This window comes from Moraxella bovis (assembly GCF_025985205.1).
GTDB lineage: Bacteria > Pseudomonadota > Gammaproteobacteria > Pseudomonadales > Moraxellaceae > Moraxella > Moraxella bovis.
Genome location: NZ_CP087840.1, coordinates 1,643,774 through 1,657,122, shown reverse-complemented (window position 1 = coordinate 1,657,122; position 13,349 = coordinate 1,643,774). Strand labels below are relative to the sequence as shown.

Annotated in this window: 11 protein-coding genes; 9 read left to right on the top strand and 2 right to left on the bottom strand. The window is 43.7% G+C overall.

Annotated elements, in window-relative coordinates; genetic code table 11:
* Positions 1-20: 20 nt before the first annotated feature.
* The 8 genes from LP107_RS08160 (at position 21) to dnaX (ending at position 10,924) form a co-directional block, all read left to right on the top strand.
* Entirely contained in the window at positions 21-476 is a 456-nt protein-coding gene (locus tag LP107_RS08160) for a hypothetical protein (protein ID WP_112742191.1), read from the top strand.
* The gene (locus tag LP107_RS08155; protein ID WP_078273530.1) at positions 464-652 is read left to right on the top strand and encodes a hypothetical protein; all 189 of its coding nucleotides are present in this window, start codon (positions 464-466) and stop codon (positions 650-652) included. Before LP107_RS08160 ends, LP107_RS08155 begins: the two co-directional genes overlap by 13 nt.
* A 39-nt stretch (positions 653-691) precedes the next feature.
* Positions 692-1,456, top strand: a complete 765-nt coding sequence (locus LP107_RS08150) for a phospholipase D family protein (protein WP_078273531.1) — start codon at positions 692-694, stop codon at positions 1,454-1,456.
* A gap of 72 nt (positions 1,457-1,528) precedes the next feature.
* Positions 1,529-3,046: a lysine--tRNA ligase gene (lysS, locus tag LP107_RS08145; protein WP_078273532.1), complete on the top strand. Its 1,518-nt coding sequence runs from the start codon at positions 1,529-1,531 to the stop codon at positions 3,044-3,046.
* Positions 3,047-3,111: 65 nt separating this feature from the next.
* Positions 3,112-3,282 carry a hypothetical protein gene (locus LP107_RS08140; protein ID WP_158079609.1) on the top strand — a complete coding sequence of 57 codons (171 nt, stop codon included), beginning with the start codon at positions 3,112-3,114 and terminating at the stop codon, positions 3,280-3,282.
* 19 nt (positions 3,283-3,301) lie between these two features.
* Positions 3,302-4,789, top strand: a complete 1,488-nt coding sequence (locus tag LP107_RS08135) for a cation:proton antiporter (RefSeq protein WP_264676247.1) — start codon at positions 3,302-3,304, stop codon at positions 4,787-4,789.
* 42 nt (positions 4,790-4,831) lie between these two features.
* Positions 4,832-8,395: a bifunctional proline dehydrogenase/L-glutamate gamma-semialdehyde dehydrogenase PutA gene (gene putA, locus LP107_RS08130; protein WP_264676248.1), complete on the top strand. Its 3,564-nt coding sequence runs from the start codon at positions 4,832-4,834 to the stop codon at positions 8,393-8,395.
* A 108-nt stretch (positions 8,396-8,503) separates the two neighbouring features.
* A complete protein-coding gene (gene dnaX / locus LP107_RS08125; RefSeq protein WP_264682750.1) occupies positions 8,504-10,924 on the top strand; it encodes a DNA polymerase III subunit gamma/tau in 2,421 nt (806 codons plus the stop codon).
* Between the two features lie 18 nt (positions 10,925-10,942).
* Here the strand turns inward: dnaX and can are convergent, their stop codons facing one another.
* A complete protein-coding gene (gene can, locus LP107_RS08120; RefSeq protein ID WP_078273174.1) occupies positions 10,943-11,566 on the bottom strand; it encodes a carbonate dehydratase in 624 nt (207 codons plus the stop codon).
* Positions 11,567-11,762: 196 nt separating this feature from the next.
* Here can and LP107_RS08115 point away from each other — a divergent pair, with 196 nt between their 5' ends.
* Positions 11,763-12,599 (top strand): Crp/Fnr family transcriptional regulator, encoded by an 837-nt coding sequence (locus tag LP107_RS08115; RefSeq protein ID WP_115369790.1) that lies wholly within the window; start codon positions 11,763-11,765, stop codon positions 12,597-12,599.
* A 1-nt stretch (position 12,600) separates the two neighbouring features.
* Here LP107_RS08115 and narL read toward each other — a convergent pair whose 3' ends face one another.
* Positions 12,601-13,260 (bottom strand): two-component system response regulator NarL, encoded by a 660-nt coding sequence (gene narL / locus LP107_RS08110; RefSeq protein WP_115369791.1) that lies wholly within the window; start codon positions 13,258-13,260, stop codon positions 12,601-12,603.
* Between the last annotated feature and the right edge of the window lie 89 nt (positions 13,261-13,349).

Sequence of the window (13,349 nt, the reverse complement as noted above, 5' to 3'; positions counted from 1 at the left end):
GACAATGTTGGTAATAAAAAATGAGTAAATTTTTAATCACAATCACAAGTATTTTGGCATTAACCGCTTGCACGCCCAATACCATCAATGGGAAAAAAGTGGATAATACGCCAAACATTCAAAAACCCCAAGAAATAAATAAACCAAACCAAACTTTAACTGCCAAAGACAGCAAACACCCACAAGGCAAAACCGCAACCCCTAGCGAGATTGCCGAATGCCAAAGACAAGGTGGAACAATCAGCAAGCAAGGCTTAATGGCACACGATTTTTGTGTGGTGGAATTTGCCGATAAAGGCAAAGTGTGTACGGACGGTAGCGATTGTCAAGCAGGGCGGTGTGTTACTGATGGTAGCTCTTTTGATGATGAAGTTGGCACACCTGTAAAAGGCGTATGCCCTAGTAATAATGTGCCATTTGGTTGTTATGGGACGGTCAATAAGGGTGAATTTGGTGGATTTTTGTGTGTGGATTAAAAAATGAGCCAAACAAACGCAAGGGTGGATTTTTAGTTGGTGCAGATAATACTTCCGCTCCCAATGATTTTGATAGAATGTTTGAAGATGAAATTGCCGAAATGTTCTATGATGAAGATATTGAAACACTCAATAAAATATGGGCAGAATTAGCAAAAAATCAATCAAGCTCGTAAGGTGTGTATTGCTCACCGTTATAAAAAGAGGAATAATTTATGGCAAAATTTTTAAATACCAGTGGTACAACTTACCATTTGGAAGAATTGATTAAAAAGGCAACCGACAGACTTGTTTTAATCAGTCCTTATTTGCAATTTAATGAACGCATTAAGGAATTGCTAGAAGATAAAAACCGCCTTAAAATTGACATTCGCATTGTGTATGGCAAAAGTGAATTATCGCCACAAGAAATCAATTGGCTAAAAGATTTAACTTTTGTGCGTACCAGCTTTTGCAAAAATTTGCACGCCAAATGCTATTTAAATGAACACGAGTGTATTATTACCAGTCTAAATTTATATGAATTTAGCCAAGTCAATAATAATGAAATGGGCGTGCTTATCAATAAAAATGATGACGGTCAGTTATATGCCGATACTTATGATGAAGTACAGCGCATCATTAGAATTAGCGAAGAAGTGAGATTGTCAGCAGATACTGAAAAATCTACCACTTATCAAGAAAAACCAAAAACAGAAAGTCATTCCAAACCAAAAAATTACGATAAAATCACCACCGCCAAACTTGCTGAGAAATTTGGCATTGATAGCAATGAATTTACCAAACTACTTGCTGAAAATGGTTATATTGAATTAAAGGGTAAAAACACCTTTTTAACCGATAAAGGTCGTGAAGTCGGTGGAGAAGTTAAAAAAGGTCAATATGGATATGTTATTGTTTGGTCGGTGGATTTAGAAATTTTTTTTGATGATGAAAAAACAAGTTTTGCTGATAAGCTAAAAAGTTTATTTAAAATTTAATCGTACGGTGCATATTATGCATCATACTTCTTTTTAAACAATTTAATTTGAAAATTTATTAAGGTCTTAATTATGTCAAACCAACCCCAAACCCCAGAAAAAGAAATTTCTGAAAACGATTTAATCGCCCAAAGATTGGCAAAATTGCAAGCCTTGGAAAGTAAAGCCAAACAGAATGGCAAAACTGCTTATCCAAACACCTTTAAGCGTGAAGATTATGCCCAAGATTTGCAAGAAAAATTTGAAGGCGTGGATAAAGAAACCATTGAAAATGGCGAAAAAGTCTATGCATCTGTGGCAGGACGAGTCATGCTAAATCGTGGTTCGTTTATTGTTATTCAAGACATGACAGGGCGGATTCAGCTTTATGTGGATAGAAAAGGTTTACCTGCCGAGACCTTGGAGCTGATTAAATCCTTGGATTTGGGCGATATTGTAGCTGGCACAGGTTTTTTGGGTCGTTCTGGTAAAGGCGATTTATATGTTCATTTAGAGCAATTTGAATTATTGACCAAATCACTGCGTCCACTTCCTGATAAATTTCACGGTTTGACCGATACCGAAGTCAAATACCGCCAAAGATACCTTGATTTAATGGTAAACGAAGACACCCGCAAAACCTTTGAAATCCGTGCCAAAGTGGTCTCAGGTATTCGTACGTTTTTGGTGGGCGAGCGTTTTATGGAAGTAGAAACGCCAATGATGCACATTATCCCAGGGGGTGCGTCAGCAAAACCGTTTGTTACCCATCATAATGCCTTGGATATGGAGCTGTATTTGCGTATTGCCCCTGAGCTTTATTTAAAACGCTTGGTGGTTGGCGGTTTTGAGCGGGTATTTGAAATTAACCGTAATTTTAGAAATGAAGGCGTTTCTACTCGTCATAATCCTGAATTTACGATGATTGAATTTTATCAAGCTTATGCCGATTATAAGGATTTGATGAGCTTAACCGAGCGTATGCTTGAAAAATTAGCAAACGATATTTTGGGTACGACCGATGTGCCGTATGGCGATGAAGTATTTAGCTTTAAAGCCCCCTTTGCCAAAATTCCAATGAGTGAAGCGATTTTAAAATATAATCCAAATCTAACTTTGGAGAATATCAACGACCGTGAATTTTTGGCGGATTTTGTTAAAAATACGTTAAAAATCGAGGTCAAACCGTCTTTTGGTTTGGGTAAATTACAAACGATTGTCTTTGAAGAGACGGTAGAAACCAAACTTCGCCAGCCGACTTTTATTACCGAATATCCAGCCGAAACGTCGCCCCTTGCTCGCCGTAATGATGATAATACCCATATTACCGACCGTTTTGAATTCTTTATTGGTGGACGAGAGTTGGCAAATGGCTTTTCAGAATTAAATGACCCGATTGACCAAGCCGAACGCTTTAAACAGCAGGTTGCCGAAAAAGATGCAGGCGACGATGAAGCAATGCACTATGATGCTGATTTTATTGAAGCATTGGAATATGGTTTGCCGCCAACCGCAGGCGAAGGCATTGGTATTGACCGCCTTGTGATGTTATTTGCTAATGCACCAAGTATTCGTGATGTGATTTTATTCCCGCATATGCGACATAAATAATTTGGATTGTTAAAAATAACCCTATTTTTATAATAAGATAGGGTTATTTAAAAACAGGATAAACGATGGGACTTTTTGAAGGTTTCTGGCAACTGATTAAAGGCATATTTTCTATTTGTTTTGAGATATGGCTTTATGAGGGTAAAAGCAAATTTCATACTTGGTTTTGGCGTATTGTTTGGATTTTATTTTTTGCTTTGGTGATTTATATTATCTATGTTGGTATTTATGGTTGATTTTAAACAGGGTAATGTAATGGGAAGTTTTATTTTTTTAGAAATTTTTACCGTTGTTTGTTTGATTTCTATTATTACGACTTTATTTAATAAACGCATTTTGGGAATGCCCCAAGCCATTGGCGTGCCGATTGTCTCGGCGGTATTGGTCTTTATTTTGCAATGGTCAGCGACATTATTGGCAGGCAATCAATTTATTAATATCAACATTCACGCCATTGAAGAAGCTGTCCGCAAAATCAATTTTTATGATTTTTTAATTAATGGGGTGATTTGTTTTATCTTGACCGCCTCCGCCCTTAAATTTAAAATGGCGGATTTAAGAACTTATTGGAAACCCATTGGGATTTTGGCAAGTTTGGCATTACTGCTTTGTGCTTTTGTTTTTGGCGGTCTATTATTTGGCTATCAATTCATCACAGGTCATCATGTACCCTTAATTGTTTTATTGTTGTTGGGTTCGGCGCTCGGGGCAACCGACCCGATTGGCATTAAAGGTGTATTAAGCTCCATTAAAGCACCCAATCATTTGATGATTAAATTAGAAGGCGAATCCTTATTTAATGACGCCATGTGTATTGCGGTATTTATGACGATTTTAAAAGTCATTCAAGGGGGTGAATTTAATTTATTGCATGTTGCTGAGCATTTGGCCTTTGAAATCATCGTAGCGGTCATTATTGGTTTTGCTTTTGGTAAAATGGCGTTGTATTTATTAAAAGGCAAAAACGAAATGGAGTCTTTGATATTAACCACTGCCGTGTTAGCCTCAGGCTCTTATTTGGTGGCACTCTATGCTCATGCGTCCGCACCGATTGCTTGCGTGATTGGTGGTTTGATGGTGGGCGATAAATGGCAAGAGATTTTGGCTTATAAAGATGTAGAAGAAATTAACCATTTTTGGCACACCATTGAGGGTATTATTAATTCCTTTTTATTTACCTTAATTGGACTTGAGTTATTTATTTTGGATTTGAATGCTCATATCATCATTGGCGGTATTGTTGCTTTTGTGATTTTGCATTTGGCACGCTTTTTGGCAAATTATTTGGCATTTGCCTTTTTTCCCAGTGTGCGTAAAAATGCCTATAAAGGCAGTTTGGAGATTTTGTCATGGGGTGGGGTGCGTGGTGGCATTTCGCTTGCTCTGATTTTGGCGGTTGCCAACGTCCCACAATTAAAAGAATATACTAATGTTTTAATTGGTTATACCTTTATCGTGGTGCTTTTATCAGGCGTGGTGTGTGGTTTGGGATTGCCTGCGGTGATTAATGCCTTTTATTATAATCCCAATGAGCCAAGCGAAGGGTTTGCAGGCTGGTATCAACGCCTCATGCACAAAATAATGAATCGCTCGGACAGATTATATGTGTTAAATGAGGATAAATTTGGCAATCAAACCATTAGCCTATATGAGCCTACGCCAGAGGAATTGGAGGAATTGCCTAAGTTTGATGACACCAAACACGAAACGCAAGCGACACTCAATGACCCTAATCGTTTTTGATGTTAAAATGATGGGTCATTATAAGACAATTAAGGAGATTTTATGTTTCACTTTACCCATGTACAAGCCCCATTAAAAGATACCATTACCGCCGCTTATCGCTTGGATGAGACGGTGGCAGTACGAAATTTGGCAAGCATACTTGACTTTACCCAAACCCAAAGAGACAATATTCAGTCGCTTGCCCGTTCGCTCATCACTCAGGTGCGTGCCGACCGCTCCAAATCATCGGGCGTGGATGCTCTTATGCATGAGTTTTCGTTATCCAGCGAAGAAGGCATTGCTCTTATGTGCCTTGCCGAAGCCCTGCTACGCATTCCTGATAACGCCACCAGAGATAAGCTCATTCGTGATAAGCTCGCCGATGGGGATTGGCGACGTCATGTCGGTAATAGCCCATCCATGTTCGTTAATGCTGCTGCTTGGGGGCTGGTCTTGACGGGCAAGCTGACCACGGATGTGTCGGATGACTCGATGGGTTCATCTTTGACCCGTGTCTTACAAAAAGGTGGCGAGCCCTTTATTCGTGGTGGCGTGAACTATGCCATGAAGCTCCTTGGTAAGCAGTTTGTGACAGGGCAGACGATAGAAGAAGCCCTTACCAATGGTAAAGAGCGTGAACGTCTGGGCTATCGTTTTAGCTTTGACATGCTTGGTGAAGCTGCCATGACACAGGCGGATGCTGACCGTTATTTTAATGACTATGTCAGTGCCATTCATGCCATTGGCAAAGATGCTAAAGGGCGTGGGGTTTATGATGGTAATGGCATCTCAGTCAAGCTGTCTGCCATTCATCCCAGATATTTTCGCTCACAGCATAAGCGTGTGATGAGTGAGCTATTGCCTAGATTGAAGGCATTGTTTTTGCTTGCCAAAGAGTATGACATCGGGCTAAACATCGATGCCGAAGAAGCTCATCGCTTGGAGCTGTCGCTTGAACTCATGGAAGCCTTGGTGTCTGACCCTGATTTGGCAGGTTTTCGTGGCATTGGCTTTGTGGTGCAAGCCTACCAAAAACGCTGTCCTTTTGTCATTGATTATCTCATTGACTTAGCTCGTCGCCATAACCAAAAACTCATGATTCGCCTTGTCAAAGGAGCGTATTGGGACAGTGAGATTAAATGGGCTCAGGTGGATGGCATGGACGGCTATCCTGTCTATACTCGCAAAGTCCACACAGATGTGTCTTATTTGGCATGTGCCAAAAAACTACTGTCCGCCCAAGATGCCATATTCCCCCAATTTGCCACGCATAACGCCCAAACGCTGGCAACCATCTATGAGATGGGTAAGGAGCTTGATTTTGAATTTCAATGCTTACACGGCATGGGCGAGACCTTATATGACCAAGTGGTCGGCGACAAACTTGGCCGCCGTGTGCGAATCTATGCCCCTGTCGGCACACACAAGACCCTGCTCGCCTATCTGGTGCGTCGTCTTTTGGAAAATGGGGCGAACTCATCATTTGTCAATCGTATCGTGGATGAGAAAGTCAGTATTGATGAGTTGGTCATCTCGCCTTTAGATGAGATTGATGTCGGTAACATCACACCAAACCCACTCACACCAAACCCACGCCATATTTATGGCGAACGCAAAAATTCATGGGGCATGGATTTATCTAACGAGCATGTCCTATCCCAGCTCCAAGATGACATGACTATGGCAAGTGGCATTGATTTTAACGTTAGCTCCTTGACCCATCATAATGTCGTCCATATACCTGCCTTTGCCGTGCTAAATCCTGCCAATCACACCGATGTGGTCGGACAAGTAGCATTTATTAACCCAAATCAGGTGTCAGATGTGGTTGGAGTTGCCATCAATGCCCAACACTCATGGCAAAACGTCTCGCCAAAAGAGCGTGCTGACATGATACGAGCCTTTGCCGATTTGATGGAAGAGCCCAAACGCATGGCACTGCTTATGATGGTGGCGGTGCGTGAAGCAGGCAAAACCCTGCTAAATGCCATTGCTGAAGTGCGTGAAGCGGTGGATTTTTGCCGTTATTATGCCGATGAATGCGAACGGCTAAACCTAACCACGCCACTAGGCACGGTGGTGGCGATTAGCCCGTGGAATTTTCCCCTAGCGATTTTTGTTGGCGAAGTGGTCTCTGCCTTGTGTGCAGGCAATACGGTTGTTGCTAAACCTGCCGAACAGACGTCCATCATCGCTTACTTGGCGGTGTCATGGCTACATGAAGCAGGTATCCCAACTGATGTATTACAACTGGTGCTGGGTGCTGGGGATGTGGGTGGTGTTTTGACAGCGGACGAGCGTATTGATGGCGTGATTTTCACAGGTTCAACAGACGTCGCCAAACGCATTAATATGTTGCTTGCCAAACGCTCTGATAACCCCGTACTCATCGCTGAGACAGGGGGCATGAACGCCATGATTGTGGATTCTACCGCTCTGCCTGAGCAGGTGTGTGCCGATGTATTGGCATCTGCCTTTGACTCAGCAGGTCAGCGTTGCTCTGCCTTGCGTATCTTATGTATCCAAGAAGACATCGCCGAGCCTATGATTGAGATGATAAAAGGGGCGATGGATGAGCTTGTCGTGTCAGACCCACGCCTGCTTAGCACAGATGTCGGGCCTGTGATTGACAGCGAAGCCCAAGCGAATCTGCTAGACCATATCAATACCCTAAAACAAACCAGCGACTATCATGAAGTGCGTGTTACAGATGGCGAGCAAGGCACCTTTGTTGCTCCGATTTTATTTGAACTAAAAGACCTATCACAGCTTAAAAAGGAGGTTTTTGGACCTGTGCTACACGTTGTCCGTTATAAAGCCCATGAACTTGATGACGTGATAGACAGCATTAACAAAAAAGGCTATGCCCTAACACACGGCATTCACAGCCGTATCGATGGCACGATAGAGCATATCATAAATCGCATACAAGCAGGTAACGTCTACATCAACCGCAACATCGTCGGGGCGGTGGTGGGCGTCCAACCCTTTGGCGGTCATGGCTTATCGGGTACAGGACCCAAGGCAGGCGGGTGCTTTTATCTGCAACGCCTAAGCCGTCTGGACAGTTGGGACATACCGACCCTTGATAAGCCTGCCACGACTTATGATAACAATGTAGCTCGTGTCATGGACGTTGCTCGGTCGGTAGGTGTCAATCTAGACAGCACCATCAAGCACGCTTATCAAACGGCACTCAATCACGCCCAGACCACCCTACAAGGGCCAACGGGCGAGACCAACACCCTATCATGGCATGCCCCACGTTCGGTGGCTTTGACAAATGGCACGCCAGACAAGGCTCTGGCGGTGCTTGCTGTGCTTGCTCTAAACGGCACCAAGGCGCACGTTACCCCAAGCCATGAGCTTGCCCCTTACGCTGATAAGCTGACAGATGTGCTTGACGTCATGGGGCAACAAGGCGTGGATAAAAACACCATTATCGTGGCGTTGTCCGACCTACCGATTTCTGAAAAAGTGCGACTGTCAGAGCTGGATGGGGCGATTCGTCGTGTGATGGATGCCACAGATGGCTTTGACATGACACGTCTGTATCATGAAGTCAGCCAAAGTTATAACACCACAGCGGCAGGGGGTAACGCCAGTCTGATGGCAAGTGCCTAGTGCATATTTGGCTTGATATCAGTCATAGCCCACGCCAAAATCGGTATTCTAAACCAACAAAATGCGGTATAATGGCACAAATTTATACCGCTCATTTACCAATTTGTCATGTCCGAATACCAAGTCTTAGCACGCAAATACCGACCCAAAAATTTTAGCGAATTATTGGGGCAAACCCATGTCTCCCAAGCCCTATCGCACGCCATTGATACAGGGCGATTGCACCACGCTTATCTGTTTACAGGCACTCGTGGCGTGGGTAAAACGACCATTGCACGGATTTTGGCAAAGTGCCTCAACTGCGAAACAGGCATAACAAGCACGCCCTGCGGTGTGTGCGATACTTGCGTGAGCGTGGATAATGGGCGGTTTATTGACTTAATTGAGATTGATGCGGCAAGTCGCACCAAAGTAGAAGACACTCGGGATTTGCTAGAAAATGTCCCCTACGCTCCCACTCAAGGGCGGTACAAGGTGTATCTCATTGACGAAGTGCATATGCTCTCCACGCACTCGTTTAATGCCCTCTTAAAAACACTAGAAGAGCCGCCCCAGCACGTCAAATTTATCCTAGCGACCACCGACCCCCAAAAGCTCCCCATTACCATTGTCTCTCGCTGTTTGCAATTTGTGCTTCGTCCGATGTCGCAAGAATTGCTCCACGCCCATTTAGCCAAAATCCTGCATGCCGAGAACATCGCACACGATGACACCGCCCTGTGGCAGTTGGCTCAGTCCGCCAAAGGCTCGGTGCGTGATGCCTTATCCTTGACCGACCAAGCCATTGCGTTCGGTGGGGGACAAGTCGGGGCGGATACCGTCATGGAGATGCTTGGGCTTGTGGATAGTCTTGATGTGCTGGATTTGGTGCGTGATATTTATCACGATGACCGCTCGGGCGTGGCTCGTCATATTGCCCGAATGCGTGAACAGATGGTGGACGCTACCGCTTTGCTTGACCGCCTTGTGGACAGCTTTCATGCAATGGCACTGGTGCAGATTTTGCCTGACATGCCCCTTGATATGAACGATGAGCAAAAACAGGCGTTTTATCATCTTGCCCACACCTTGCCTGCCGATGTCATACAGCTTTATTATGAGATTAGTGTTAAGGCACGAGACAGCGTTCGCCTTGCCAGTACGCCCATGCAGGCGTTGGAAATGGGGATTTTGCGACTGCTTGCGTTTCGTCCGCTTGCTGGTGATGAAGTTATTTATCAAGAACCCAAAGCAATTTTAAATCAACAAATAGATAACTGCGTTAATCAAAGTTTAAATGATGAGAGTTTAAATGATGAGAGTTTAAATGATGAGAGTTTAAATGATGAGAGTTTAAATGATGAGAGTTTAAATGATGAGAGTTTAAATGATGAGAGTTTAAATGATGAGAGTTTAAATGATGAGAGTTTAAATGATGAGAGTTTAAATGATGAGAGTTTAAATGATGAGAGTTTAAATGATGAGAGTTTAAATGATGAGAGTTTAAATGATGAGAGTTTAAATGATGAGAGTTTAAATGATGAGAGTTTAAATGATGAGAGTTTGGCGATTTCACAAAATACAGAAATTATAGAAAATCATTATCAAGAAATTGGCAATCAAGAAATTGGCAATCAAGAAATTGGCAATCAAGAAATTGGCAATCAAGAAATTGGCAATCAAGAAATTGGCAATCAAGAAATTGGCAATCAAGAAATTGGCAATCAAGAAATTGGCAATCAAGAAATTGGCAATCAAGAAATTGGCAATCAAGAAATTGGCAATCAAGAAATTGGCAATCAAGAAATTGGCAATCAAGAAATTGGCAATCAAGAAATTGGCAATCAAGAAATTGGCAATCAAGAAATTGGCAATCAAGAAATTGGCAATCAAGAAATTGGCAATCAAGAAATTGGCAATCAAGAAATTGGCAATCAAGAAATTGGCAATCAAGAAATTGGCAATCAAGAAATTGGCAATCAAGAAATTGGCAATCAAGAAATTGGCAATCAAGAAATTGGCAAAGCGGTAAATAATTCTCAATCAATCAATGACATCAAGCCATCAGGACAGATAACCAAAGAGCAGTTAAATAATGAACTCATGCCACAGCAGGTAGCGTTGGCAGGCGAGTGGACACCAGAGAAATGGGATTATTGGGTGGCGGTGGCACGCCGTGAGCATAAGCTCGATGCCGATGAATTGGCGATGGTGAGTCATGCGATGATGGCGGGGCAGATAGATGGCGACTGTCAGCTGTATGTGCCTGAGCATAATAAGCAGATTTTTTCAAGTTTTAAGAGCTTTGCCAAAAAATTTGGTCAAGATTTTGCAAATGGTCGCTTGTGTGATGAGATGCCACTGCTGTCCCAAAGCGAATTTGCTCATCTTGCCACGCCTGTACAAAAACAAAAACAGCGAGATGAGCAGGTATTAGCCATCGCCAGCAATCAGTTGTTAAACAGCCCTGTCTTACAAAGCCTGTATCGAGGCAACTTTATCAATGATGACAATGCCATCACGTCGGTGCGACTGACGTTAAATGAGTAGAAGTGAGCAGGGCGGTTGCTACACTTCATACACAAAAGCGTCTTTTAGCTGACTAAAATCATTCACACTTACCTGTAGGTCATGAATCAAACCGTCTTTTAACCCATAAATCCAGCCGTGTACGGACAGCTTTTGCCCCCTGTGCCATGCGTTTTGGACGATGGTGGTGTGGCAGACGTTGGTTACTTGGCGTTTGACATTAAGCTTGCACAAAAGGTCGGTTTGCTCATCGATGTTTAGGTTGTCAAATTTATCCAAATATTGATAATGAATACCTTTTAATGAGCGTAACCAATTATCAATCAGTCCAAACTCTTGGTGCGACAGTGCCGCACGCACTCCGCCACAGCCATAATGACCGCAGACGATGATATGCTCAACCTTTAACATGTCCACGGCGTATTGTAGGGCGGACAGTAGATTCATGTCGGTGGCAACGACCATGTTTGCCACATTGCGATGGACAAACAGCTCCCCTGGCATGAGCCCGACCACTTCATTGGCAGGGACACGACTGTCAGAACAGCCAATCCAAAAATAATTCGGCGACTGCTGACGGGCAAGACTGGGAAAATAATCAGGGTCACGAGCGGAGAGACTCTCTGCCCAAAAACGGTTGGATTCTAATAAGTCGGATAACATGATGGCTCCAAATGCATTAAACTATACTATTAAAATAGCACATTTATCAAGCGTTACCATACCAATAACCGCCAAAGTCAGTAGGTAAAAACTAGCCAAAAGGGGTAGGTTGCGGTTTTGGTCTGTGCTTTTGGAGAATATGGCAGGCAGGCAGGGCAGGGTATGATAATGCCACTTATTTTGTATAGCTGACATCATGAAATCTGCCGAACACACCAAAAAAGCCTACCTTGATATCCTACAAACGCACCCTTTATTCGCTCTGCTGCCTCAATCTGAGACGGGGCAGGCGGTCAAAGATGAACTGCTTAGCCAAGTGGTGATTCATGAATACGCCAAGGGTGAGCTGATTTTCATTCAACATAGTGTGGTTGAAAATTTGTATTTTTTGCTAGATGGGCAGGTGATGTGTCATCGTGAACTGCCAAGCGGGCAGGCGTGCTTGATTGCCAGCTATCATGAGATGAGGCTGATTAACGAGAGCGTGCTGTGGGGTTTGGAGACAGATGATTATCCCAACTTTGGCACGGGCATTCATCGGGTTGGGCAGGTGGATGATGTGGATGGGAAAATCCCTAGCAAAGCCAATATCGCCACACGTCATTCCAAACTGCTCATCAAAGAGCGGGGTATTCATCAGCTGACCGCCACCGCCAAACAGCCGACCATTGTGGCGACGTTGCCAGTGCAGGCTTATTTTGAGAGCATTGCCAGCTTTGATTTGGGCAATCTCATCATGTGGTTTTGTGATACCATCAGCAAACGCATGTACTATCATCTCATCAGTAGCGACCTGCTTGCCTTTGTTCAAGCCAAATCCAAACTTAGCTACTATTTTCTTACTCATTATCCTGTGGGCGTACCGTTTGAGTTGCCGTTTAGCCAAAAACAGTTGGCAGGGCAGATTGGACTGCGTCCTGAGACACTCTCTCGCACCCTAAAAGAACTCATTAGTGCAGGACTTATCACTAAACGCAAGTCGCAATACTGCCTGATGGACGCCGAAGGGTTATTGGCACTCGTGAGCGAGTAGACTATTTATCCAAATGCCCGACCGCCCATACCGCCGCTTCGACACGAGTACGCAGACCGATTTTGGCTAGGATGTGCTTGACGTGGACTTTGACGGTGGATTCGGCAATGCCCAGTTTGTTGCCTATCATCTTATTACTCATGCCGTCTCGTATCATGTACAGCACTTGGAGTTCACGGTCGGTTAGGTCAAGATTGCTCTCAGGTTGGGCAGGTTTTCGCATGGCGGCTGCCAAAATAGGGGCAAGGGCAGGGCTGATGACAAGCTCGCCACGCAGGATACGGCGGATATTGCCAATAATCTCATCAGGCTCCATGTCTTTTAATAGATAGCCGTCCACGCCCAACGCTAGGGCATCTTGGACGTCTTTGATGTTGTCAGAGACGGTAAATAGTAGCACTTTGCCGTCAATTTGGCGTTCTCGGATGGCTTTTAGGGTTTCAAGTCCGTTCATCACGGGCATGTTGTGGTCTAGCACAATCAAATCCACGCTCTCATCTTGTAAAAAGCTCAACGCTTCAATGCCATGATTGGCTTCCCCTGCCACTTCAATATCCATCTCTAAGGATAATAAGTCCGCCACACCACGCCGTAACATGGGGTGGTCATCAACAATTAATAGGCGGGCAGGGCTGGTGGCGGTATAGATTTTTTGGCTCATGATAATATCTTTGGCTGGTTGGTTGGGTGAAATCGGTTAAGTTAAATAAATAATCGGTTTAATAAATGTGACAGAATACCCTATTATAC

Excerpts from the sequence above, each read along its gene's own strand:
- LP107_RS08140 (WP_158079609.1), top strand. The coding sequence starts at position 3,112 with ATGGGACTTTTTGAAGGTTTCTGGCAACTGATTAAAGGCATATTTTCT.
- lysS (WP_078273532.1), top strand. The coding sequence starts at position 1,529 with ATGTCAAACCAACCCCAAACCCCAGAAAAAGAAATTTCTGAAAACGAT.
- LP107_RS08135 (WP_264676247.1), top strand. The coding sequence starts at position 3,302 with ATGGGAAGTTTTATTTTTTTAGAAATTTTTACCGTTGTTTGTTTGATT.
- LP107_RS08160 (WP_112742191.1), top strand. The coding sequence starts at position 21 with ATGAGTAAATTTTTAATCACAATCACAAGTATTTTGGCATTAACCGCT.
- dnaX (WP_264682750.1), top strand. The coding sequence starts at position 8,504 with ATGTCCGAATACCAAGTCTTAGCACGCAAATACCGACCCAAAAATTTT.
- narL (WP_115369791.1), bottom strand. The coding sequence starts at position 13,260 with ATGAGCCAAAAAATCTATACCGCCACCAGCCCTGCCCGCCTATTAATT.
- LP107_RS08115 (WP_115369790.1), top strand. The coding sequence starts at position 11,763 with ATGAAATCTGCCGAACACACCAAAAAAGCCTACCTTGATATCCTACAA.
- LP107_RS08150 (WP_078273531.1), top strand. The coding sequence starts at position 692 with ATGGCAAAATTTTTAAATACCAGTGGTACAACTTACCATTTGGAAGAA.
- can (WP_078273174.1), bottom strand. The coding sequence starts at position 11,566 with ATGTTATCCGACTTATTAGAATCCAACCGTTTTTGGGCAGAGAGTCTC.
- putA (WP_264676248.1), top strand. The coding sequence starts at position 4,832 with ATGTTTCACTTTACCCATGTACAAGCCCCATTAAAAGATACCATTACC.